Source organism: Paenibacillus chitinolyticus NBRC 15660 (assembly GCF_000739915.1).
In the GTDB taxonomy this organism is placed as follows: Bacteria; Bacillota; Bacilli; order Paenibacillales; family NBRC-103111; genus Paenibacillus_F; species Paenibacillus_F chitinolyticus.
In genome coordinates this window covers 103,608-129,123 of record NZ_BBJT01000003.1, presented here as the reverse complement: position 1 = coordinate 129,123, position 25,516 = coordinate 103,608, and the positions used below count along the sequence as shown (strand labels likewise).

23 protein-coding genes are annotated in these 25,516 nt (G+C 37.1%); 1 reads left to right on the top strand and 22 read right to left on the bottom strand.

The features are described 5' to 3' along the window. Positions 1–4: 4 nt before the first annotated feature. The 3 genes from PCH01S_RS06135 to PCH01S_RS06125 are packed head-to-tail and all read right to left on the bottom strand — an operon-like array spanning position 5 to position 8,421. Entirely contained in the window at positions 5–1,183 is a 1,179-nt protein-coding gene (locus tag PCH01S_RS06135) for a DUF5048 domain-containing protein (RefSeq protein ID WP_042227726.1), read from the bottom strand. 11 nt (positions 1,184–1,194) lie between these two features. Continuing rightward, entirely contained in the window at positions 1,195–2,049 is an 855-nt protein-coding gene (locus PCH01S_RS06130; RefSeq protein ID WP_042227724.1) for a hypothetical protein, read from the bottom strand. A gap of 45 nt (positions 2,050–2,094) precedes the next feature. Then, a complete protein-coding gene (locus PCH01S_RS06125) occupies positions 2,095–8,421 on the bottom strand; it encodes a phage tail tape measure protein (RefSeq protein WP_053228664.1) in 6,327 nt (2,108 codons plus the stop codon). A 127-nt stretch (positions 8,422–8,548) separates the two neighbouring features. On the opposite strand from PCH01S_RS06125, the gene PCH01S_RS06120 reads away from it, so the two are divergent. After that, positions 8,549–9,100 (top strand): hypothetical protein, encoded by a 552-nt coding sequence (locus PCH01S_RS06120; protein WP_053228663.1) that lies wholly within the window; start codon positions 8,549–8,551, stop codon positions 9,098–9,100. Positions 9,101–9,381: 281 nt separating this feature from the next. Here the strand turns inward: PCH01S_RS06120 and PCH01S_RS06115 are convergent, their stop codons facing one another. From PCH01S_RS06115 to PCH01S_RS06025, 19 genes are all read right to left on the bottom strand, one after another. Further along, positions 9,382–10,365: a tyrosine-type recombinase/integrase gene (locus tag PCH01S_RS06115; RefSeq protein ID WP_042227722.1), complete on the bottom strand. Its 984-nt coding sequence runs from the start codon at positions 10,363–10,365 to the stop codon at positions 9,382–9,384. Between the two features lie 12 nt (positions 10,366–10,377). Beyond that, positions 10,378–10,803: a hypothetical protein gene (locus PCH01S_RS06110; RefSeq protein ID WP_042227720.1), complete on the bottom strand. Its 426-nt coding sequence runs from the start codon at positions 10,801–10,803 to the stop codon at positions 10,378–10,380. Further along, positions 10,787–11,320, bottom strand: a complete 534-nt coding sequence (locus PCH01S_RS06105) for a hypothetical protein (RefSeq protein WP_042227718.1) — start codon at positions 11,318–11,320, stop codon at positions 10,787–10,789. Before PCH01S_RS06105 ends, PCH01S_RS06110 begins: the two co-directional genes overlap by 17 nt. A 164-nt stretch (positions 11,321–11,484) precedes the next feature. Then, positions 11,485–12,219, bottom strand: a complete 735-nt coding sequence (locus tag PCH01S_RS06100) for a hypothetical protein (RefSeq protein ID WP_042227716.1) — start codon at positions 12,217–12,219, stop codon at positions 11,485–11,487. Between the two features lie 43 nt (positions 12,220–12,262). Next, positions 12,263–12,982, bottom strand: coding sequence for a hypothetical protein (locus tag PCH01S_RS06095; RefSeq protein WP_042227714.1), 720 nt, complete (start codon positions 12,980–12,982; stop codon positions 12,263–12,265). Then, on the bottom strand, positions 12,982–13,470 hold the full coding sequence (locus PCH01S_RS06090; RefSeq protein WP_042227712.1) for a hypothetical protein: 489 nt from the start codon (positions 13,468–13,470) through the stop codon (positions 12,982–12,984). The genes PCH01S_RS06095 and PCH01S_RS06090 overlap by 1 nt, the downstream gene beginning before the upstream one ends. A gap of 18 nt (positions 13,471–13,488) precedes the next feature. Further along, a complete protein-coding gene (locus PCH01S_RS06085; RefSeq protein WP_042227710.1) occupies positions 13,489–14,715 on the bottom strand; it encodes an Ig-like domain-containing protein in 1,227 nt (408 codons plus the stop codon). Continuing rightward, complete coding sequence (locus PCH01S_RS06080; RefSeq protein ID WP_042227708.1) at positions 14,715–15,173, bottom strand: hypothetical protein; 459 nt, start codon at positions 15,171–15,173, stop codon at positions 14,715–14,717. Before PCH01S_RS06080 ends, PCH01S_RS06085 begins: the two co-directional genes overlap by 1 nt. 13 nt (positions 15,174–15,186) lie before the next feature. Beyond that, positions 15,187–15,675 carry a hypothetical protein gene (locus PCH01S_RS06075; protein ID WP_042227706.1) on the bottom strand — a complete coding sequence of 163 codons (489 nt, stop codon included), beginning with the start codon at positions 15,673–15,675 and terminating at the stop codon, positions 15,187–15,189. Positions 15,676–15,743: 68 nt separating this feature from the next. Continuing rightward, on the bottom strand, positions 15,744–16,736 hold the full coding sequence (locus PCH01S_RS06070) for a hypothetical protein (RefSeq protein ID WP_042227704.1): 993 nt from the start codon (positions 16,734–16,736) through the stop codon (positions 15,744–15,746). A gap of 37 nt (positions 16,737–16,773) precedes the next feature. Further along, the gene (locus PCH01S_RS06065; protein ID WP_042227702.1) at positions 16,774–17,310 is read right to left on the bottom strand and encodes a hypothetical protein; all 537 of its coding nucleotides are present in this window, start codon (positions 17,308–17,310) and stop codon (positions 16,774–16,776) included. A 21-nt stretch (positions 17,311–17,331) separates the two neighbouring features. Beyond that, on the bottom strand, positions 17,332–18,972 hold the full coding sequence (locus PCH01S_RS29225) for a hypothetical protein (protein WP_053228662.1): 1,641 nt from the start codon (positions 18,970–18,972) through the stop codon (positions 17,332–17,334). A 17-nt stretch (positions 18,973–18,989) separates the two neighbouring features. Beyond that, positions 18,990–20,063, bottom strand: coding sequence for a hypothetical protein (locus PCH01S_RS06055; RefSeq protein WP_042227700.1), 1,074 nt, complete (start codon positions 20,061–20,063; stop codon positions 18,990–18,992). 391 nt (positions 20,064–20,454) lie between these two features. Continuing rightward, complete coding sequence (locus tag PCH01S_RS29220) at positions 20,455–22,254, bottom strand: hypothetical protein (RefSeq protein WP_053228661.1); 1,800 nt, start codon at positions 22,252–22,254, stop codon at positions 20,455–20,457. After that, positions 22,244–23,314: a hypothetical protein gene (locus tag PCH01S_RS06045; protein WP_042227697.1), complete on the bottom strand. Its 1,071-nt coding sequence runs from the start codon at positions 23,312–23,314 to the stop codon at positions 22,244–22,246. Before PCH01S_RS06045 ends, PCH01S_RS29220 begins: the two co-directional genes overlap by 11 nt. A 164-nt stretch (positions 23,315–23,478) precedes the next feature. Then, complete coding sequence (locus PCH01S_RS06040; RefSeq protein WP_042227696.1) at positions 23,479–23,712, bottom strand: hypothetical protein; 234 nt, start codon at positions 23,710–23,712, stop codon at positions 23,479–23,481. Then, positions 23,702–24,907, bottom strand: coding sequence for a hypothetical protein (locus PCH01S_RS06035; RefSeq protein WP_042227694.1), 1,206 nt, complete (start codon positions 24,905–24,907; stop codon positions 23,702–23,704). Before PCH01S_RS06035 ends, PCH01S_RS06040 begins: the two co-directional genes overlap by 11 nt. Positions 24,908–24,910: 3 nt before the next feature. Continuing rightward, positions 24,911–25,108: a YonK family protein gene (locus PCH01S_RS06030; RefSeq protein ID WP_042227693.1), complete on the bottom strand. Its 198-nt coding sequence runs from the start codon at positions 25,106–25,108 to the stop codon at positions 24,911–24,913. Between the two features lie 95 nt (positions 25,109–25,203). Next, positions 25,204–25,482 carry an HU family DNA-binding protein gene (locus PCH01S_RS06025; RefSeq protein ID WP_042227691.1) on the bottom strand — a complete coding sequence of 93 codons (279 nt, stop codon included), beginning with the start codon at positions 25,480–25,482 and terminating at the stop codon, positions 25,204–25,206. Positions 25,483–25,516: the final 34 nt, after the last annotated feature.

Genomic DNA, 25,516 nt, shown 5'->3' with positions numbered 1-25,516 from the left:
CTCCTTAGATGAAATTCCAATCGGTTATGACGCGGCGATACTTCATGCATTCACAATTCATTAATTGAGGATTTAGAGGTAGCGAGAAACTACGGATAAGATATTTTCCCGTAACAGAGTTTTCTTCGTCCTCTATCTCGATAACATCATTTACATCATGAAGATAATTTGGACTAAGCGATAAAGAGACTCTTTCTGCATAACCAAGCCGATTCATAAGTTCATATTTAGCTCTCCATTTACATTCTTCGTTCGTTGAGAGAAGACTGTCCGGATTGCCGCTGTTGTGCTCATAGGTAATTTCTCCAATCTTCTCAATGGAATAGGGGTGGCCTTGCCAAAGTGGATCGGCTTCTGTAACGACTAACTCAAATCTGCTCTCAGCAATTTGGCTCGATCCCCCTAAAACCAATATTCGATTAGCTAATTGATTTTCATCAAACTTTCTCACGTTCCCCGCATAAAACCGTTCACTCAGATCGCCGTAGGTGTATCTCCAAACTGATGGCGATTGTTCAAATTGATTCAGATCGATCTTGCGCAACCTAAGATACCCGTTTACATCATAAAAAAGCTCACACTTAGCAAGTAGAGCCAGATCAGACATTGCTTTATAAATATTGTCGCTCGGTTGAAAAGTAAACGTGTATGGAATAGTTTCTGAGATAGGGTCAAAGTTAAATTGGGTTTCGCCATATTTTTGAGCCAATAGTTTTATGATAGCTCCAATATTTCCACCAACTTCAATTGTAGTTTCTGTTCTAAACTTCCCTCGCTTATCCGTACAAAGAAACATTTTATCCATACCCGATAGGCTAGTTAGTTTACCTTCTGATGTATGACTATCTTCAGGCTCAGACAGGACAAATACTCCTTGTGGAATGTACTCAACCTCGCCAGTCCTAAGCTTTAGACCTGTATACACTTTGACTCGTTTATCAATCCAAATAAGATTATCTTCACCAAAGTTAAACTCGTTTTTCTTGTTCAATAACTTGAAGGAGAAACTACGTCTAACTGGACGAGAAGCATCAACAGAAATGGAACCAGAATCTTGAGCCGTGATTTGCTTTGTAAACTCGCTAATGTAATTCATTTGAGAATCATAAAATTCAAATTTCAAATACATTTGTTTGATTGGGCTTTTTAAAGCAGCCAAATATTCAGATGAGCAATATTGCATTTTTCACCTTCTTACTCATTCATAAATTCGTTGTAGTCTTGAATTTCTAAGAAATCAATCGTTAAAACTCCATAATCATAATCTCTCCATGTATTTAGCGGCGTACTAAACCTCGGATTACTACAGTCGCAGACAAAGATTCTACCTGTATCAGATTTAACGATAAAAGGACGATGGTCGCGAATAAACGTATTCACAATCTTCTCATAGTTCTGGCCAGAACGTTCGAACTCACTTGGAATAATTGCGGTGCTTAGAGAAAAAGTGTGATAATCCTTATCGAAATAATATACAGAAGGGAATCGAGAGAGTGTTTCAATTACCGTTCTGCCTTGATTTAAAGCTGTTTCGACACTACCGATTTCTCCAATAGCCGAATCAAATCCGAGTATTGCGTCTGTTTCTTTATCAACTAACCACCAGCCAACAAAATCGGATTTTACATGGACTTCAACCGGCTTTCCTCCCAAATCATTTTGGGCGATAGGAACGATTGTATAAATTAGCTCATCATTTGGTTGCGTGTAATCTTCGTAGTTGATGCTGAGATTATTTACAAAAGGAATATGATCAAGGGTAACAGAATCAATTTCATTGACTCTTCGGCGCTTAATTGCAAAGGATACAATCTCTAGACCACTATTAGATATATTACCGCCTTCCAGGTCTCCAGCGAATTTAAATATCGCTCGATGGTCAATCTCCCATTTGGTTTTACCTTTATCAGTTGGCGTATCTGTGCGGTCTCTAATCTCTAATTCATCATAAATTCCGCCTTTAATTTCACCATAAAAGATGTCTTTTATTGCGTTTCCTGGACTGCGGAAAAATTGCGTACCATAAAAATCGTATCCGATAATTGTCATAATTCACCTCCATAAAAAAGAAAGAGAGGCCGAAACCTCTCTTCATTAAGTTCTATTTGATTTAATTAAGTTATTCAATCCGCTAAACAACTCAGTTGGGTTATTAGCTTGAATTGTAAAATTGGACAAGTTGTATGTTGGTACGGCGGTTTCTTGATTGTTTCTAATTGGAGAATCGGGAATAGCATTACGTACATTTCCCAAAATGCTTCCAACAAAATTAATTGGCTGCATAATGATACTTTTTAGTTTAGCTATGTGATCCTGTGTGAATACTTGCTCTCCAAGTTTCAGGATTGCCGGGACTTCATTATTGGCAAGAGGGGGAAGCCCAGCGGTTCCACCTGTGTGATATTTAGGAATGCTCGAAGAGGATGGGGTTGCGCCACCAGACATGGATGCCATAGCCGCCATAATAGCCTGCATTTGCCGAAGCCTGTCTTGAGCTGCCGACACCATTGAATCAAGTCTTGATATGGCGCCGTTTTTATATTCATCTAATACTTTATGAAACGCCATCTTACCTGCTTCTGTATTCTCAACCATCTCTTTAAGATGTGTTTTTAGATCTTCAGCTTCTTTGTCATAAATGGTTTTAAGAGCATCTATCTTTGTTTGGGTATCCTGAGTAAGAAATTGATTTAGTTGCGACAGATAACCGGCATACATATTCATGCTGTCTAGTTCGGATTGATGAACCTGTCTAAGCGTATCTAATCGCGCCTGTTCATTTGCAATTTCAGTATCATATTGCGATTTTAACTGACCAATTTTGTTCTGTACATCCTGTAAACCAATCCGATACAGATCCTCTAAACTCTTCACATAAAGCTTCTGTGACTCAAGTTCATTCTGATGAATAACTTTAGTTTTATCTAGCTGTTCTTGCAGTTTCTGAATAGTTTCATTTTTGGTCTTTTCTAGTTGATCAATGCTATCTTGGAGAGCTTTCTTTACATCTTCGCGCTCATACTGCTTTAGAAGATCGTCGCGCTGCTTCTCTAATTCAGCAACCTTCCCTTTATCATAGGTGAGTATTTCCTTGCCATCGGCATTAATATAAGAAAAGCGCTTATCATTCTTAACCTTATCAAGCTCGTCATTGATATCTTTGAGTTTCTTTAAGCGATCCTCTTTATCAATCTGCTCATCAAGATTCTTTAATGTTTCTTTCTGCTTATTGATTTCATCGTCATAAGATTTCTCTTTTGCTTTGATTAACTGGACAAGCGCTTCTTCTTCATTTTTGTACTGAAGCTCTTTGACTCGGATGGAGTCGTTAAGCGAATCAATTTGAGTCTTCAACCCATTAATATATTTAGTCTGCTCTGTAATTGAGGAGGATGAGAAGTCAGCACTGTTTTGATAATTCTTAATGGCTTCAGCTATCTCGGTAACTTTCTTCTTATACGATTCTAAGTCTTCCCGTGTACCCAGAGTGGATTCAACGAAATTACCTTTAACATACTTACCATCTAATGCATCTAAAGCAGACAGAATGGAGTTGATAGAAGTACTAAAGTCAGTTGTATTAAAGGTATCCTTGACTTCAAGCGCCTTGTTCAAACCTTCAATAATTTTATCGTTTCTTTGCTGATGCAGTTTGATTTGATTTTCTAACGATGCCTCTTGCATACGGTAGGCCGTTTCAGTTTGCTTAATAAGACTATTCGTTTCATTCATAAGCTTTTTGATATTTCCAGCAAACATGATCTGTCCATCAATCATATTTTTAAGTTGATCTGCGTTATTGTATGGCATCTCCATCATGCTTTTCATGTTGGATGCGAGAGCGGTAACATTAGCCTTATAAGCATTCAATCTTACTCTGGCATCGTCGGATGTATCAATAGGGGAGAATCCGTTCGGATATTTCCTGTCAATCATATCGATACTTGCCATGATAGCATCTACTGAATCCGTTAGTTCACTTGGATTGAACGTTTCCTTTGTCTCCAACTTTTTCCGAAGCTTCTCGATCGTTTCATCTGTAGCTTGGGAAGTTTTCTCCATTACCTTGTTGAAATCTTCCTCATACTTGGACAGGAGTTCTTGCCTGACGCGGTAAACTTCCTTATCCGCATTTAACCGCTCTTCAGAACCTTGCTCATACCTAGCCTGAACACGTTCCCAAGCAGCTAATTCATCGTCTAAGGATAGCCGCTTATAATATTTCTCTTGATCGATCCAATTTTTAGAAATATCAAATTGTTCTTTATTGTACTTAGCCATGCTTTCGGTAATCTTCTTCTGAGTCGCTTCAACCGCAACTTGATAGTCCCACCATTTATTGCTGAGTTGGCTAAGATTGTTTTCTTTTTGTTCAAGTTGCTTAAGCAGGTCGTTCTCCTGTTTCTGATTAAGTTTTCCTACGGCGATTTTATTCTTAACATCTGAAATTTCAGAACGAAGGCGTTCGGCCTCATTGTGAGCGAGAGCCTGCATCTTCTTCCGAATCTCAATTTGTTTTGTTAACTCGTCCCTATAATCCTTTGACGTGTCAGGATAACGATTGATGATTGCTTCGGACTCCCTGAGTTCATCGTCAAGTCTCTGCAAAGCGCGCTCATATTCGTTGATTTTATACTTTTCCGATTCGTCATAGGGGGACGGTTCGGACTTTGTTTTAGCTTTTTTCTCTTTAGCTTTCTTATCTTTTGCTGGCTCAGACATACCAACCTGTTCAAGACCGCTCCTAGTTGTATTGGCCAACCCTTCAATTCGTTTCTTTATTGCTTCGATTTTGCCTAGTTTCACTTCGGTATCAAAAAGAACATCAAAAGTTTTTGTTGCCTCTTCGACTCCAGCCATATCATTTTCTCTACCCATTTGACGAATATCAGCAGATACTTGGCTCTTTTTTGTAGAGATTTCCCCTAAGGCTTCGGCGACAGATTTGATACCTTCCACCTGTATACCATAGAGCTTTAACTCTTGAATAGTGGTCTGTTCAAGCTTATTGAGGTTATCAATCATTCCTTGCTCTTGATCTTTATAAGCCTGTATTTTCTCATCCCGAAGATTGATTACAGCATCGACGTTATTTTTGATTTGACCGTTTTCGTCGATTATCGCTTCGGTGAAACCTTCAACCTGAAATGAGAGCTGAGCAACCTCGTCTGCGGTCATCTTTTTCCCTTTACCCATCGCATCAATCAATTGATTTAAAGGTTTTATTTGATCGGATGCCGCTTTATAGTTTCCTGTTAAGCTCGAAAAGACAGTATTCAGGTTAACAGCCGAATTAGCTGCGCTATCAAGAGATCCCTTAGCCGAATCAAAACTGCTTCTAAGCAAAGATACTTGGCTATCCGTTAAGCCAAGAGTGTCTTTTAAAGCGTTGAATGCATTTTTTGCCTCTTCAGTACCACTATTTTCTTTTAAAAGTTTTAGAAAAGAGGAGAAGTTCTGAACAGTCTGAGTCATTTTTTCAGAGTCTTTAAAATTTGACACATCTAAAGATTTAATTACAGTGGCAATATTTTTACTTGCTTCTGCCGGTATGTCAATGTTATTTAACTTTAGGAAAGACTCTACAACTGTTTGCATTTTGTTTTTTAGGACATCTGTTTTTAATGCAATCTCATTTTCTTTATTTAGTATTTTGATTTGAACAGCATTAACATCGCCGTATATATTTTTGATGTTGTCTTTATTTACAAAAAGATACTCACCGACTAAATCTTCTTTTAATTTATTGAGCGATTTTTTAGCTTTTTCAATTTCTTCGATTGTACTGGAAAAGTCAGATTTGGCATTATCGACTTTTCCTTGTCTTTCAAGTTGAGCTAATTCCTTTGTGTATTTTAGCTCCCTCTCAATGGCATCTGCATTAAGCAAATGCTTTTGACCTTTTTCATCTATACGAGCCACTAAATTAGGGAGTAGGGTAGAAAGGTCGTTTACAGTTTGTAGATACTTTTGTTCTTGATCTGGACTACTAAATGTCTTACCTTCATTTGTAAGAGCGTTTAAGGCTCTATACTGACTCAATAATGGTTGGATTTTATCCTGCTGCGTGTTCCATGATTCGGCAATCTGCTCATTCTGTGCTTTAACTTGATCTTGTATATCTTTATTTTTTTGGTGAGCCTGGTAAAGAGAAGTTAATCCACTGATTAAACCTGCTACAGCGATAGATAAACCCATTGTCATAGTAGCCTGCAGAGCTATGGTAGCAACTCTAGCCCCAACCGCTGAACTTGTATATAAATTTGTAAACCAGGATAGCGATTTAAATTGGAGGGCTGCATTAGCGAGGCTCTGGCTGAGCGCTCCAACAGTGTTACTTCTAACGGAGACATTAAAAGCGATTAGGGCAGCAGTGGCAACTCCTGCTAGTGAGCCCAATCCTCCGAAGGTATCTGTTACACTTCTTAGTACTCCTATAAGACTTGTTCCCAGATCAATTATTTGATTCAAAGCCCCCGAGTCCATTACTCCTTGCCAGAAGTTTGTTGCCTCATTCTTCAACTTAGCGATATGCCCCTGCATGGATTTAAGGTAAGTTTCATTTTCCTTAGCGGCACTTCCAAAGCTATTTAGGCCCGCTTGTAGAGCACCTTCCGCATCTTTAAAATTAGAAATGAGGGAGGCAGCAATATTGCCTTGAAGTTTGCCTGCAACAAGCTCTAGGATGTCACTTCGTTCAAATTCGCTGAGCTTACCCCAAACTTTAGATAGATCCTGGAATATTTCATAAGTACTCTTAAACGTATTTTCGTCTTTTTGCAATGTTAAACCAATTGACTGAAATTTTTGTTCTAAAGAGGGAACAAGGTTAGATAAATCTTCCCCTTCTTCGGAAATGCCGCGTAATCTCATGGATATAGTTTTAAGCGCCTGTCCGACTCTCGCTGGATCTTGAATAGTGCTATTCGCTCCAGTTGCTAATGCGACTGCTTGTTCAATTGTGTTTCCTGCTTCGGAAAGACTCGCCGCGCTTCTTCGCATTGCTTCGCCAATCCCCGCACTTGAAATAGCAAACTTATTGCCTACTTCATTGTAAATATCTACAATTTTTCTTACATTCTTACCTTGAGAGTCAACTTCCATACCAAAGCCTTTAATTGTGGAAATGAGCGATTTAGAGGCATCCTCTGCACTCTTTATGTCTCCGACATTTTGGTAAACCAGCGTCTCTTTAGCAAGGACTTTAGCCTGCTGAATGTTGTAACCAAGTCTAGCCCATTCGGTTGCAGATTGAATTACATTTACCGTCAAGTTACCAACAGAGTTCGCAATTTCACCAGACTCACGAACAAATTGAGCGTATGTTGCAGTCGTCTCATCAGTTACTTTCTTAAGATTTGTGAGCGCCGTATCAATTTCAAGTATTGATTTTAGCCCTTCCTGAAATTGACGAAGAGGGAAATAGAAGGCGGTCATTGCGCCCATCCATAGTGGTATTCTCTGAATGGCTACAGCAAATTGTTGTCCGAATCCCATAATGTTTGAACCGGCAGTTTTCGCAGATGTTACAACTTTCTTCAATTCAGTATCGATACTACTTAAAGCATTTTTATAATTTCCAATTGAGGATACATTGCTGAGTTGGTTATTTAGATTCTCGATTTGATTGCTGACATTTGAATCTGCCCCAAATCGACGCTGAATATCATTAAGTTTATTCTGCATATTAGCTTTTGATTGTAGATAGTCCTGGTCGCGCTTTTGGTTCTGCTGTAGTGCTAAATAGTGTGTTTTCTCAAGCTCTTCTTCACGCTTACGAGCGTCTTTTAGAGCTGAATAATGAGCACGATCTAATTCCTCAGATTTCTTATTTAATCTCTCTTGCTCCTTAATTAAATCTTCACGCTGTTTCTTATAATTGGTTACTGCTTGAGAATTAATAAGAGTTGAACCGTCTGATTCTAAACGGTTTGTAGTGGTTTTATACCCATCTGTTGATTTAACGGTGTAGCCATTTATCTTGTCAGCTTTATTTTTGCTGATTTTAATAGAGTCGAGCTCTGCTTTATTAAGCTGCTCAACGCCCTGAGTTAGCTTTTTAGTAGCAGTCTCTTCGTCCTGAATTGCTCGTTTATTTTCATCATGAATCGTTCTTGTTTTACTGATTACTTCGCCATTTTTTAATACTTTTTGAGTTAGGGTTTGAACAGACCCATCTAAGCGTTTATGAACCACTTGAGATTCCGAGACAACCTTATTTTGATCTTGACTTATACTTTTCATTTTCTCAACGGAAACTATAAGGTCTTGAATTCCCTTGCTAAGATTCTTATCGATCTGAATATTTAGTTTTAAATTATTTATTTTATTCTCAAGCAATTTTACTGCATTATTAATTTCATTCGTCGACTTTCCAATATTAAGTCCGGCAGATATTAATATTCTTAGATCATTGGACATAATTACCTCCAAAAGTGAAATAAAAAAGAAGCGAACAAAGTCGCTTCTTAAAATTCAATATTTATATGTGTAGAAGGTTAAGGATCAATATGATATATTTTCCTTATAACTAAATTGGGGGTTCCTTATGGCGCTAATTTGGATTTTAATGATAATGGCATGTCTCCTTGCGGTGACTGTAAGTATCGGATTGATAATTTCAAAATCAAATAAATCTAAGGGAATTTTGGGACAATTTCAATCAAAGCACGTATGCGGAATACCCAATTTGGATTCCGGGGTAGGGGCAGACATAAAGATTTACTCAGATAAACTGACCATAAATGACACACAGATAATTCCTATTGACAGGTATGTTCAAGCAAGATGTCTGCTTGCAAGAGAGCTAAAATTAAGCGAAAAACAAAAATCTGTTATCCTTCGTGCGGTAACTGGCGGTATGCTGCTTGGTCCTATTGGTGCAATCGTGGGCGGTATGAGCGGTCTTGCCAACCAAAGTAAACAAGATGAAATTCTTCAGCCATATATTCAAGTGGTTTATTTTGATAAAAATAATGAAAAAAAAGAAGCACTCTTCTTGACTGGGTATAGTTACGATTTTACAAAAGGTATTGTCAGGTTGTTTAATGAGTCTGCAGGCAGAGAAACGAATGTCGAAGAATTACAATATGAAATATAACTGGACTATCTTAACCGATCTTTAAGATCGGTTTTATTATTATCAAAATGACACTGCACCTTAATAGATGCAGGCTGTTTTGATAATAATGCTATAGATTTTTCAGAAAACACTTTAAAGACTGTTCATTAAGCGACAATTGCTTCCAAAGCTTAGCGATATTTATATGTATTTTGATAACAATCTCCTCCTTTTGAAAGAGATGATACCAGTTATCATTCAAATATACAATAGTTTTACTTTTATTATCTTTTGCTTACTATAAAATGCTGATTTTATGGTTAAAAAAGATCATCCACATCATCTTCGCCCTCTTTAACAACGTAGATTTTTGTTGTCTCGGACGATTGATGCCCAAGCAGATTCTTTACCTTTTCGATGTCCTTACCTTCGACAGCTACTAAGTTTGTTGCTCTAGAAGAACGAAGTTGATGGGGATGAACCCTGCGTCCAACAATTTCCGAAAAAACGTCTGTGCACCAATCGTTAAATGCTGTAGGACTGAGCTGTTTAGTATTTCCAGCCTTTGTCTTATGTACAAAAACATAGGGGCAGTCGTCGTCTCCACGTACGGAAAGCCATTTCTTGATAGCAGTCATCGACATGTCTGAAAAAATTAGCTTTCTGACCTTTCCTTCTTTTCCTCGTCCTTTTGTACGGATATTATGGGTCAGGTAGTAATTCTTTTCTTCTCCAGTTTTCATATCCTTGGAATACTGGTAAGTGGCAACTTCTTTTAGGAGTTGACGTGTTTCTCCTCTTCGACAACCTGAATCATAACTAAATAAAACATACGCAAGCATTTGCCACTCTGATCTTTCTTCTAATACATGTATCAAATTATCTATTTCAGCCTGAGAAAGCGGCTTTTTCTCATGTCTTGCTGTTTTGGGTGGATTAGGTATCTTCTTGTTATAAATGTTACGGAACAATGGATGTTCGTCTGCATAATAAACTTCTAAATAGCCGCATAGGGAAGAGACTGCTGATCGTTTTAATTTAACGGCACTAGAAGATAGTCCTCTACTCATCAAAAAGTTTTGATACTGAAGTGCATGCTTAGGTTTCAATTCATAAAGAGGTGCGTTCTTACATTTCTCTCTAACAAAGCGGAAAAAGATTTTCAATGCTGATTCATACTGTTTTAAAGTTTGAGGGGAGAGGTGCTGCTGTTGGAGAAACTCATCCACAATCTCTATGTTATATTCGTTTACACTATTCCATTCTTCCTCTGTTACTTCGGGCAATTTTTCAACTTCTGCCATCCATTCACTTCCTTAATCTGTCTTGATGCCTCTTTTATGCAGTCCGTTCTTCATACTATGAATTAATTTATTAGATTCTCTTAATTCTTCTCTTGTTGTATCAGTGAAGGGGCGTGGCTTACCTGCATACTCAAAATTGTAAGTGTAACCCTTACCAGTCTCAACAATTTCACTTACATTTCGGTCCTCATCATTTCTCACTGATTCTACAGATAATAAACTTCCATTTATTTTAACTTCGATGTTCGAAGGATCAATTAATCCACCTTGATAACCCGATCGATCATATTTTTTGGGTTGATACACATCGTAAACTTCTTTCTGCATATTCTCTTGAAGTGTCTTCACTGTTAAATCAGAAACCTCTTCTTTGAGCGATGAATTGATCTGTTGCTGCAAAAAAGATAGAGTATCCGTTAAATTATTGAACTCTTTCATTGGATACAGTGTCTTTTAGATTCTCAAAAATATCGCTATTTTGGAGTTCAAGATTGTCCAGATTATTTCTGACTTCTTCTCTTGCTGCATTGATTTGCTTCGTTGCCTCTTTGTGAATGCGGAGGCTTTTTTCAATTACCGAATAAACTTTAGCGATCTCGCTTACATCGAAGCTTTCTTCAAGCTCAACGACATACTGATTATCGAGTAGCTTAAGGAAGAGATCAAGTTTAGTAGGAAAGTCTGTTGGCAACTCGGGGATCAATTTGGAAAAATAAATAACTATGTGAAGATATAAAAGACTGTAAAACATTTTGTTGTCATTAATTTTTCCTTGATGTTTCTCATATTGAGTTATAAAGTTTGCAAGCGACTTTACCATTTCATCTATCTTGGTTGGTCGAAAAGATTTATAAATTTCAGTGTAGCTTCCATCTTTAAAGTCTACTTTTTGAAGCATGTCGTAGTCTGTATCGAGGGCGTTAATAGAATCACTCGTGAGTGTTAGTCTATTCATTATATTTTCCTCCAATTTAATTAAGTAGGGGACTATGTATTTAAATTCTAATCGTTCGTAGTTTTGAGCTCGGCAAGTGGCGATAAGTCATAAAATGTGTATTTCATTGTCAAGATAAAAAAATGGGAAGAAACCGAAGTGGCGTCTTCCCAGGAAGATAAGGACTAAGTAAGTGGAATACGAAGTACTTGTCCAATCACATTACTGTCTTTAGGTTTAAGCACTTTTAAATCAAATTGCTGCGCCTGACCGTTGCGCTCGGAAGCTGTCTTAATCGAGAAATTGCCCGTAGGGACTGCGCTTTCGAAAATGTATTGGATCTTATACAGAGGGGTTTCATCGTTATCAATTTCTAAAGTTTCAAGAATTAGTTTTGTACCTTTTGCAAATACACTGTTGTCAATGTTAATGGTTTCTGTCTTTGCAGAAGTTGCATATTGATAAGTCCTAACATCAACTTTTTCACCTGCAGTAACACCTGTTGTAAAGGTTACATCTTTATTAGAGAGTGTATAATTGGCTTTTGGGACAAGGGTCCCGTCAGCTTTGTAAATTACCAAAGTATCAGCAATCGGTGCTTCAGGAAGCGAAATTTTGATTGTGCTTGAACCGCTGGCAGTGTACCATTCTGGCATAGCATACGCTCTGCCTGCTCCTGTTACAATAGACTGACCGAGTTGACGGGCCATCCAATCATAACGGAATAGACTGTCAGTCATCTTGACAGAAATATCTCTGTCAGAATGAAGAACGCCTTGTAGTGCATTACCGCGTCCACCTCGAACCTCATTTTCTTTTACGTTAAAATCAATATCTCCACTTTGAAGAGTAGTTGATGCAAAAGTTTGACCACTCGGGTCAACTAAAAGTGCAATAAATACGTCTGCAATCAATGCCACTAGTTATTCCTCCTATAAAAAAAATAAAGAGCCAAATGCCCTTTTAATTTCTTAGTGCTTTATTTAATTGATTTAGGTTTTCCTTGCCGACGAACAAATTGTCATATGGATTTTCAAACATATTGATTTCCTCTGCAAAATGCTCGATAGAAACTTTTTCAGCACCAGCACATTTCATCGCAATCGAAGTGTGATAACTCTTATCTCTCGCTATGCGTTTGAAATCAGCGGTTAATTGATAGATGGTTTGTTCCCCAATTTGGTCGTAGGTTTTACCAGTAATTACAGAGACCGTTGTAATCATGTCTTCGAAGGTGATAGGGATACCGTTTTTACTTTTAGCTTCAATAGCCTTATTAGCCCATTCTTGAGTGAGCTTATTTTTGTAAACCTTTTGCTCAAACAGGAGGTTCTGTCGCATGACAATTCTACGAAAGTTTTCATAGTTACCGCTATATACCTTCTTATCAGCACTTATGACAAACGAGCAGCCATTATTGTCTTCGTGAAGTAGAGGATCGTGACCAGTCACTAACTTAATAAGCAGCTTAAGCTGTCGTATCATCTCGACATCTTTATAACCGTATACTATAAGATCTAATAAAGGGTATTCTTGATATTCGTTAGAGAAATGATTCTTATTAATGTAGAGGACATTCCTGCAATCATTAAACTCGTCGTAGTCTTTTACTTTGACAGGGTAAATAAAACCGGCGTCTTTTTCTAATTCAGGTTTGCCCAATATGTACTTAACGGATTCCATCAATTAACGCTCGACATACTATAGGTTACCTGGTAGCCAGAATAATCCGCGTTGTAACGGATAAGTCTACCTCTGTCAAATTCCATTTTTTTTATACCGGCTACTCGTTCATTGTTAACCATCTTATCGATCTCACTCAAAATAGAGTATGGACGGAAAAGACCTGTCCCATGTAAATTCCATATTTCGTTATGAATAAGGATATCAATTACTAGGCTACTGTCTTTTATTCCTTTGTTTTCATTGGCCAATTTGAAGTTGTCAAAATAGATGCTTAAAAAACTAGATTGTGCAGATTGTTCTCCTGGAATTTTCGGCATGGGGTAAATGTGTGTATGTAATAATTCAAAGCGTTGATCTTCTGTCAGATCCACTTCAGAAAGTGGATCATCTACTGCGTAGAATAGTAACTTACAAAGATCCTGATTCTCAATGAGAACGGAAAATATATTGGTTACATATTGATTAAGTTGTTCAAATTTTGCCATTCATTCACCTCAATAATCTTATACTAGAGGTTTCATTTGCAGACGTAGCCATCTATATATTGAGGCATCTTTTACCAAAGATACCTTCAGTTGGATGTAGCCGGAATTTGATCTGTTATTTTTTACAATACAGGATTCATTGGTTTGAGAATTAATCAATCCGAGAGAGGTGGGGGAGATCTGATCGTCAGAAAATAACTGCCATTCTAAATTTTCCAAAACCAATGAACTATTTTCATATACTTTTGCAATATATGTTTTAGACTGACCATTCTTAATCTCGTGAGGTAATGTGGAATTGGACTCAATTTCAATAGTGTAAAGTTTAGGAATATCTACAATAGTCACATCAATAGATGTTGAGATTGAAGGATTGTCTGCTAAAGATGCTGTAATTATTACTTGACCGACACTGTGAGCTGATAAAATTCCACTTTCATTTACCGTTGCCACTGCTTCATTATTAGCAGACCATATAATAGGCTTACTGACTAGAGTTCCGTTATTTTTTACTTCTGACCGAAGTTGCAATGTGAAACCAACGGAGATAGAAGATGGGTCGTCATTGATAATTGCTAATGAGTAATTGGCAGTATTACCTCTGTAATCCGCAACTTCTAACTCTAAATTATCAGAGTTAGCCACGGCATCTTCTTTTAAGGTTAAATTGATAATACCTCGTTTGCTAATTCGATCTACTCCTATTGCCTTCCAAGCGCGTTGATCTAAAATAAATCTCTTATCTTTACTTATTAACTTTGTATTCTCATTAAGAGGAATAAGAATGTGCCTATACTCGTTACCTAAATTGATGATCTGGCCCTCATTCACGCCTGAATTAGCATTTGATATGCTATTAAATGTAAACCATGTGTCTCTCATAAGACCATCGCCGTTAAGCCATTTTAAATTTCCAAGGCACTTTGACATCGTTCCAGCATAATAAATGGTAGATATGCTTTCCATTGAAGTAATAAGCCATTTTTCATAATTCCATTCAATTAAGTCCCCGGCATAGAGTGGAACTTTTAACTGGGAAACTATGTCTTTTGTTCCCTTCGAATCTGAATTATCTGTTATCCATACATCAGCAGGAGTAGCGGCGTCATTCTGATAAACTAATGCATAAGAAGGAGAGTCGCTAAAAATTTCACCTATTCTAAGAATTTCATTATTTATCTCACGCTGTCTTATGGTTGTGCCGATGGCGTTCATACGTAGAGCAAATCTTTCTTGCCAACTCATTAGGTGCCACCGCCTAAACCACTATAATCAGGTTTATTATAATTTTCTCCTGTTTGAAGATATGAGTATTGCCTTTTTAGTTTGAACACACGTCTCTCCGTTTCTTCTCTAAGTTTTAGAAGAGCTTCTAAATGATTAGCTTGAGAAGTAAACTTAAAGTCTTTACTGGACATACGCTGTTTAATTAGGGAAATATTGTTTATCTGGCGGTCTTGCCATTCAAGTACCATAAGATTACCAAGAATACTAATAGTGCCTAATGATAAATCTTCTATGAACTCCTTAATTAAGTCGTCTTTATTTCTTATATCCTCTTTAGGGAATTCAAATTTAACGATTGATTCATTTAACAAATCTATCATATCAAGTTCGGCTTCCTCTACAGAAAGGATAGAGTAGAGGTCATCTTGAATTTTACCAGTGAAAATAGAAAACACCTTAGAAAATGGAGTGGGCAAGCATACCTCTCCTTTATTTAGTCTTTACGCCTGTTTTTTGATCTTCTTTTCCTTGTTGGATTGCAGAAAGAATATCGATGCCAGTATTGGCCTTTATGACTTCAATTTTATTCAAGTCGGCAAGTTGAATTAGTATCGCAACATGTGCAATTTTTTCTTTGATTGCGTCTGAAGCATTACTAAGAACTTCTTCCAAATCTTCTTGTGATCTACAGAGCAATTCTTTGATTCCTTGATCATCAAGCATATATTCTTTTTCTACGGGTAGACCTAATTCTTCGCGCACATCAATGTCTGTGATTAAAAGGTCATCACGTAGAAGTTCATAACCACCCGCGGTATTTACTAGTTCTTTCAATTCTTCAAGAGATATTTTCTTGTCTACGTTTGGCTTATCCCATCTTCGTTTTACTCTATTGAGTTCAGAATAATAGAATACAACACCGCCGTTATTATTAAAGACTGAGACCATAGTTTTATCAGTTAGTTTTCGATTTGCCATATTGAAATATTCGCTCCCTTTATAATTTAATAATAGAGGACGGGATTATCCGTCCTCAAAAATGGATGTTATTGTAGAGCCGTGTTCTTATAAACCGCAAAGTAATTAGTGAACAAAATATTGCTACCGATTTTTTTGTATGCTTGGAATTCCATGGAATCATCGGCATTTTGTACTTCTTTTACAACTGTCTGCCCCTCAAGAGCCACTTTTACAATTTTTTCATCTTCTGTACCACCGGTAGGTACAATGAAAGCAAATTGAGGATTGAGAACTTTGGTTGTGTTACTGGAATCAGTAAAGGATTGTGGAAGTACGATTACATTCGCACCTTCAAAACGGCCAATATATCCTTGATTGCGCATATCTGCCTTGTCTGGGTCACCGACAAATCCAGATGCAGGCGTAATTGTACCGGCGAATTCTGGTGTACAAATGATGTTCGCATTACCGCCATATGCCTTAATAGTTGTAATCAAGCGTCTCATTTCTGCCGCATCAAAAGCTGCACCCGATGCTTTATTGGCTGCGGGAAGGCCATTAAAAGTAGCGATGAGTGCTGCTTGTACTTCTTCTAAAATTTTATATTCAATTCCATCGATGATGAGATTGACCAAATCGGTGAAATCCATCGTTCCATCTAGGAATTGTTCGAATTCCACATATGCAGCCCCGCCGTAAGCATGTGTGGCAACGTCTACATAATCGCTATCCAAGCGTACACGTTCGTAAATTCCACCAAGTCCAACACGTGTGATGAAGCGTCTAACATTATTACGACCAAGCTTACGTTTGAAGCGCGCGCGCTCACCTTGACCATAAGTTTTGACTTCTGCGAACATACCAATTGCTTCGATAATTTTTTTAGGTGCGACTTCATCGATTACTTGCTCAATGAGTTCAAAAATCTCAATTTTATTACGACGATAAGTATTAAAATCTGAAGCAAGTTCGCGGAATTTATCGCGCAATGCGCCTTCCATATCATTCAAAGAGAAGTTAGTGGGGGCTTGTTTTTTATAAACAGCGACCGCAAGTTGTTTAATTGTCATATCTGCCATTGTGTATTATCCTCCTAGTATTTTAAGTTTTTATTTACTACCCTTTATCTACGACAAATTTAAGACCGAGTTCACCGTTGGGAAGAGTAACACCTTTAACAACTTTTAGAGTTACTGCCTCGGTACCACCGGGGGATGCAACAATGCGAATGTATCCAGATGTAGAAGGAATTCCGTAAACTGTAGTGCTATTAATGGCCGCAGTGATGGCCACATAGTTGGCATAGGTCGCTGTGTCATATTCAAAGCTGTTTGTCTCGAAAGTGTCACCTCTTTTCAATTTCAACAATTTAGGAAGAAATTCACCGGGTTTTACACTGAAGTGTTTGCGCCCTTTGCCTTCGTAGTCTTTTTCTACAGAAGCATGAAGATAGACATAGTTAGTGATTCCAGTTGGTTTTTTGATGTCTTCAATTACTTCGTCAACGATTAATAGCATGCCATTTTCTGCTGGTGTAGATGCAAAATCAGTTGTATTCAAAGGGAATTGAGCTTTAATTTCACCTGTTTTAACTGCTGCAATGTGATTTAATTCGACCACACCATATACACTCGGTTGTTTAACAATAGCCATGATTTATATTGCCTCCTAGTTTCAATTACTTTTATTTTTAAAATCTTCGACTAAACTTGCCCATGTGGGTTCGTTAGATTTAGTCTGAGCCTCAAAATTAGCTAGAGATGTAGTTAGATATTCCTTAGATCCACGATTCGCAGAGAAGCTAGATAGACCCTTGCGTCCAACAAAAGAGAAGAGCTTATCTTCAAGTTCTTCTATAGCATATTTATCAACTTCATCTTGAAATGGTTTCTTCTCGTCATCAGTAAGATCTTTGAAGTTCTTAATTACATCGAGCTTATCCTGCTTTTCTCTTGCTAGTTTGTAAGCAGAGAGTTCATTGATTTGCACTTTTAATTTTTCATTGTCAACATTAGAAGAATATTCAGATACTTCAGCTTGCAATTTTTCATTCTGTGCTTTCGTAGCTTCAAATTGAGGCTTTAATTCGTCTAACTCAGTATTTATTTCCTCTAACTTAGTGAAAAAATCCTGTTCAACAGTCTTCTTTGTAATTTCCAATTCAGCGGCACTGCGATCAATAGATACAAAGGAAACAGCAGTTTCAATGCCTTCTTCTAGATCCTGGGGGACCCATTTGATCCTTTTCTTACTTTCAAAATCAATAACTACTGAGTCGCCACTTTTTGTATAGTTAAGACCAACTGGAAGATAACCATCTTGAGTGTCTTCAGCATATACTCTATTATCATCATGATCTATATACCAGTAAGCACGAACACTGTCATTCCATTTATCAATCACTCGCTCTAGAGTTAATGCTCCTCTAATTTCCTGTTGGAGTTGCTGTGCAGTAAGAGAGAAAGTGTTGCTATCTGTTTGTGACTTAACGATCTGATTCAAGTTTGTTTCTAATTCTTCAAGAGAGTATTGCTCAATGTTTGCTTTAAGTTCAGCAATGTCTTCATCTTTAAGAGTCGGAAATTTCTTGAACAGCTCCAATTTTTCGTTCAAGTTAACTCCTCCTTTATATTTATTATCATCCTCCTTAGAGGGTTGATTTAATTCTGAATATGTTGTGTTAAATTCATTCAACATGGATTGAAGTGAAGCGCTATTAAGACTAAAATCTACATTTTCAATTACAGATCCGCGCATTGCCGGAGTAATATTAGATCCCAAAATGCATGCGCCTTCAAATTGAAATTTAGAAAAATAGAAAACACCATCTTTTTTGAAGTTGCCTTCAATTGAAGATGGCGCTAGCTCCATAGATTGTGGACGAGAGTCATTATTAATAATAATCTCGGTTGCGTCTTTAAATTTGTTCCATAAGACTCCTTCAACAACTAGAAACTCTCTCGTAACATTATCATCGCACAGCTTATTTTCAAAGTAAGCTCTATTGTCTTCTGGGATAACACCATAGGCCCTACCTAAATACTCAACAGTTACTCCGTTTTCATCAATCATAAGTCGCTGTTCGTGACCTTTAAAATCTGCTTCATTAAGATTATCTACTTGTATAAAACCAAGGATAGGAATGTTTGCCAATGATGGAATAGCTTCTTCAATTACACTCTTTTCAAAATACGAGTTATTTAAGTTTTTTCCTGTATGACAAAGATATATTTTTACTTTTGTAAAGCGCGAATCAGGTAACTTCTCAATCTGCTCGAAGGTGATAGGGAGACTCGTGCTGACTGTAAGATTCATTCTTAACACCTCCTTTCCTATTTAGATCTATTTTTATTCCCATTTTTATTTCTCGTTTCTATTCCTTTTTCGCTTAAAGATTTTTCACCTTGCTCTGGTCGCCCTTGTTCACCACTTTGCGTATGAGTAGAGCGAAGAGGGGACATTAAATCATTCAAACCTAGCAAATCATTCTCATATTGAAGCAGGTTTAAGAATGTGGTTTGCTTTATACCCATTGTTACAATGGGCAATAACTTTGAATAACCAAGCGTAGCAGCATCTTTATACTGATCGTATTTTTCCTTCCAGTTAAATCTTGTGACTTCAGGAAATAGATTTTCAAACCAATAATTTTTTGTATTAACTAACGATTTAAACTTGTTGTCATACCATCTTTTAAATTGGTCAAGTAATGGAAACATCGTGTTTTCGTCTACATTAATGGAGTATGAAAGTCCAATACTGCCACCATCGGAACCTCCATTGAATATAATTCGTGAAGCACCGGCTTCATCAAAAACCATATTATTTGCTCTATTAATGTTGTCATTGATTGTCGATCCTCGTTCCTGCAGGTTAACACCTTGAACTTCGAGGGGAGTTGTTAGTACATCTATACCTTCTTGTGAAATCATTTTTTTGGCATTAGAATGTAGCGCCTTAGCTTCTTCTAATAAAATCGTAGGTTCTCCATCGTCATCTACTGGAAGCTTCTGAACGATCAATTTATATAAATCCATTTTTGTTTTTGATTTATCTAATTCTTTGTATTCCTTAAGGTTTATTAACTCAGGGAATATGTCTGCCAACATTGGTCTGGCGTCATCTTGAAATTTATGACATCTTGCATAACTCGGATTTAATTGAACCCATTCGGTCGATTTTCCATCTTTATAATCCAGGTATAATTGCAAAAAATCTTCAGGGAACATTTCAAACAACTTTAACTTCAATTGGATATCTTTATACGTATCGAAAAAGCGTAAATTAAACTCAATAGCATAAGAACCATTTATTTTATATTTAGATCGACAAAATTGCGGAGGGAGCTGCTGTAGAGTAATAACGTCATCTAACTGGCGTTCATAACCATAGAATACTCCATCCATTAAAGTCACTAACGCAATGAATCTACAGGATTCCTCGATGTAGGCTTTATCTGTATAGTCAAGAACTTTTTGAAAGTCGTTTTGGAACCTAACATTACTATATAATGATTTATCTTTTACTCTGGGTATTGTGAGGTAGCTGTAAGTTAGAATAGTGGAATAGTGTTGTATTAAATTTCTATATTGGCCTGAAATAGAGAAGAAGTAGTGAGATGCATTTCGTAACTTCTCTTCATCGTTGCTCTCCAGTATTGAGAATACCTGGTCTTTGGTAAACTTTAGCTTAGTCGAATTTGTTTTGTAAGATAGTGCATATATCCCTTGCGATAATTTTTCATATTGGACTACATCTCTTGTTGGTGGACCGATATTGGCTCACCTCCTTGAATTTCTAGTTATAAAATACATACCTTGAAATGTCGCTTTTGGGTCGAGACTTATTTGTAATGCTTTCGCGTCTAAGCTGTTGAAGATACCAGGCAAGCATTGCAACACAATATGCTCGGTCGTCATGCATTTTGCTTTGCTTGTCGGGCGGTAAATCATATCGGCAATTTCCGTTTGTGCTTTCAAATCGATAGATGCTAACCAGTTCTTCTTTTGCCAGATCTAATTGAATTAATGATGTAATCTCATCATTGGACAACTTGTATTTACTTTCTGTTACATTGCCTTTATCATCGAGTCTGTTGGTAAGGATAATGCCCTTATTATCATAAGTATCCGTAAATGAAATTAAGTCCAGATTCATCATTTCAATTAGTGCTTCAAACATATCTTTTTTGTATTTTTTTGGAGAAAGAAGTTTTATTTTGTCTACAGCAGAAGGAAACTTATTTATATAGTCTGCCGATTCGATCTTATCGATTAATCCCTTATGAAGACGGCCGCCCTTATCAAGCCATTGTTCCATAAAGTAGTCGGAGATAATCGTACCGCCTCCACCTGCGCCCGAATCAATTAATAAAGCTTCTATGTTCTCGTAATCAGCAAAACCTGCACCATTATAGTCTAATATCATTTGTTTAATGAATTCGGTTTGTTCCGGAGTACGCATAGGTGTCTTTTTCTTTTTTGCCATATCTGAAAAACTAACAGCATTGCATATTTTTAATTTATATCCAATTTGCTCATCACATATAATTTCTCCAACAATAGCAACCGAATTATCATAACTTCGAGCGGGATCATATGCAATTATATACCTTGATCCCCCTTCATTTGCTAAGGTGGGAGGGCGTAATTCGGAGTTTCTGATGATAGCTGCACGTTTAACAATTTGATCATTTCCTCCTTCAGTGGAGAAAACATTTTTATACTCGCGCATAGCTTTTTCTTTATTATCTCGCATCGCGGCGTCAACGGTTTCTTGCGATAGGAGTGAAACAGGGTACTTCTTACCGTTATGTGTGGCATTAATCACCAAATCACAACTAATATCTGCTACAAAGTACCTTTTGTCACCGAGAAACATTTTTTGCGCAAAATCACGATACTTACTGAAAAAATATGTATCAGTCGATGATGCAGAAGACGCATAAATTAATTGATTGGGAAATTGTTTTGGCAACATAGTTACATCAACTTCGCCGCCAAGTCTAAAATCGCTATTTTGCACAGTAAAAGGTTCGGAGGTTAAGAATAAATCATCGGGAGCAAATCCGCTTTCGTCATAAAAGTTTAGATTAGAACGCTTAGAGCGGTTATTATCAAAAGCTCCATTTAGAGAGTTAACAGCGCTGTTATTATATAATTTGTACTGAAATGAGGCGGGATTGTGTGTAAAGCCGTCTGTATTCGCGGCACTTTTAATTGTTTCGTTATAAAATATATCTGTTAAACCGGTAAATGAGGCAATTTCTCTTTTTGCAATTTTTTCAATTTTCATAAACATTTCCTGGCTTTGACTACCCACGCCTGCCAATATGTATACTTGCAAATTAGGAACCAATAGACTTTTTGCCATGATGAAAGGGGAGCCAAGAGTAGTTTTCCCAGCATTCCGGCTCATAACCCAAAGTACAAAAGGGGTAGACCAGCTTTGCATAAAGATGTATTTTTGATAGTCGAGAAGCTCAATGCCAAAAAAACGTTCTACAAATCGGACGGGGTATCTTCTGCCCCATTGAATAACTTCTACTAATTTTAAATAGCCATCAATTTTTCGTTGTGACATATTTTTATTTATCATTGCCTAAGCCCTGTTTCTTTTCATTTCTTTTTAATAATCTATTTTCTTCCTCAAGAGCCAAAACTTTTTTATCTAGTTCCTGAATCAATTCTCTTTGTTCAGTTAGCATTGAAACATAATCATTTTCATCAAATTGTAGCTGATTTAAGATACTTCGATTGCTGATGTCTGCAACCTGTAACATTCCTTCGGAAGTTTCAATATCGAAGAGGTTAACTTGCGCCTCGTCAAATCCATTTTCATGGAGGGTTTTGATAATACCTGAAAGAGTGCCAGAGCCTTTACTTTTATTATTGTTATGATTTACAGAGATACCATTATCTTTTGCTAGAGCTAAAACAGATTTAAGCATTTTCTCTTTAGCATTGACAAGAGATGTAATGCCTCCAATATTACTTGCAACAGATTTCGAATCCGTCATAATAGAGGATAGCTGAGCATTTATTTTATCTATTTGATGGAATGTCTTAACTATTTCAACAACTGCTGGCAGCTTAAAACCGTCTTCTAACGTACTTTCATCTAGAAAATCGACAAGTCTTCCAAATAGAAATATTCTATCTGCTGCCGTCTCAACTACAAAGGGATCGTATCCAAGCATGGTTACTACATCTTCTTCGTTCCTTTTATCATTTGTGTTGATTAAGATATTTATTTGATCAGAAGTAGCTGTTGGATTTATTTTGTTTTCGATTAGAGGCCCCACATACTCCACATCTGAATCTGGCCAGGTCAATTCTTTATATGATAATTGGATACTTTTAAGGTAGAGTCCAAAAGGGTCTGAGTTCTTTTTTTCAGCTTCAATCAATGCATTAGACCAAACGTTAAAAAGAAAGGGTCTATTCATCTCTAGTAGAACAGATCGAATACTACTCTGTTCGTTAATATTCAAATCTTTCTTAATACATACCTTACATACAGGATAGCGCCTGTCAGAATGATGTTTTGAATTTGACATATAAAAGTCTATTCTCATTTTTTTAGTTTTCCCGCAAGAAGTACATGTTTTATCTTTTGATTCTTCAATAGTTGGAGCATTGTTTTTTAGTTTTGGCATTATTTCACCACCTTAAATATCCCCCTAGATAATAAAGAAGGTGAGTAGGGGGGAGAGAAACCTATTTATAAACCCTTTAAAAAGAGTTACCCACATTCTTTTATGAATAAATGAAAACACACCAAATCATTTCGATCTGATGTGCTTGATATTTGCTCATATGCTTACCAACTCTTTGTTTGTTCGAGAATTGCCGCTTTCATCTGTATTTCTTTTGTAAGGATTTCGCGCAAGGTAATCTCCCGTATTTCCTGTGCAACCATACGTAATACCGACTCATTATCAATTCTTGACTTGCAAGTTTCCAAGATATCCAAACATGCAGCTATCATACAATCGGATTCTTTTTCAAAATCACTTAGAACGATTACGTTAATTGGAGAAATATCATTTTTCATTCACATCACATCTATTCAGTGGGATATCAATGGTGTACTCAATTCTGTCACCATTAAATATGTGCATTTTTTGCATTGGTTCAGCGTATAAGCGTTTAGATACAGCGTAATCATCTACACCAATTAACGACCCATTCGAGATAACCTTAGTTCTGCCATGCTCCTTTACTGTGTCATGATGGATGTGCCCGCAGAAAATATACCTCGGTACAACACCAATAACCTGGGGGATTGTTTTAGCTACGCTTGACACATGGTCTAAATCTCCATGAACGTAAACATGGCTAGGCGAGAAGGAATTGTCTACATAATAGCCGTCTGTATCCTGGCATATCTCGACATTCTTGAAATCTTTTAAGCGACTATGCAGATACCAAGGGATTAGGTTTTCAAGGTTTTCATTTAAAATAGATTCGGTTTTGTTCGGTATTAGCCTAGCGTGGTTACCAATGATATTGATAAAGCAAATCTGCTGCACATGTTTTGATAGCTCGGCTAATGACTCTGCAAGAGCTTCGGAAACGACTTGGATTTGTTCGATAATCGTCTCGCTGGATTGTACACGGTTAGATATATGGATAGCGCCAGCAAGGAAATCGCCAAGAGCTCCAACTGTCAAAGTATTAACTTTGTGCAGTTTGATATATTTTATGGTTTGGGAAACTAATCTTTGTAGCCTGGCTCTGAAAATATCCGGGTTGTATTCATTGAGACTGTTTTTAAAATCGCTGCCGTAGTGCCAATCCGACCATAAAATGTTTGCTCTGACATCTGAAAATACCGGTGCAGGTGATTGAAAGTTTAAGGGTTTAATTTTTGCCAATGCTAGAATTGACTTATGTATTTCATTTTTTAGATGTTCAAAACGAGCCTGGTATCGAACAGTAGTTGTATATTCTCGCTTCTGGTCTTGGAGTCGTATTTTTTCCTTAAGTAATTCAGTTGTTTTATCATGAATTTCTTGTAGATACTCTCCGTCATTGGATAACTTAAGAGTTAATTTATCTTTCCATCGTAAATAACAGTTATAGTCTTTTCTCCATTTTGACTCACTATATTCATCTTCTGCCTCTGAGTTGAGCAGGGAAGAGGCGGTAGTCCATGTCAAACCGTATAAATCAAAGTTATCTCCGAGACGGACAAGATAATCGTCTAAGTCTTCGCCCGGCTTCCTAAATGTTTCTGGTTGATCCATATCTTATTCCTCGTCAACTATGGCTGCAGGAGTCTCGGCTTCAACACTGAGGGAAATATTTTGACCGTCTAACTTTTCGAGGGCGGATTTCAGGTTAAAAGTGTAAACTCCATTCTTATCTTCATAGTTAATAGTCATTTTTTCATAATCAAATAAACCCGTCCGATTGAACGAGCTTTTATCATGATTCTTTTTTGACATCTAGCGCTTTCACTCCCATGAAATTATTATTTTATTTACTTAACGAATAACGAACAAAGCCCCTCGCACATGACGAGGGGTGGATTATCAAAGTATTATTTGCAATTAAGGGCGTCTTTAAATTTTTTTCCTGCAGAAAATGCTGGTCTCTTAGATTCCGGAATCAGCATCTCTTCGCCGGTTTGAGGATTACGACCTTTGCGTGCAGCACGAGTTCGATTTTCAAAGCTGCCGAAACCATGAAGTGTAACTTTGTCTCCATTTGACAGTGCCTGCTTAATTACTTCTAAGGCATGATTGATTGTTAGATCGACATCTTTATTGCTTAAGTTGGTATCATTTGCTACCTGTTTTACTAATTGGTCTTTATTCATAATCATCGTTCTCCTTTATAAATTTCAATATTTT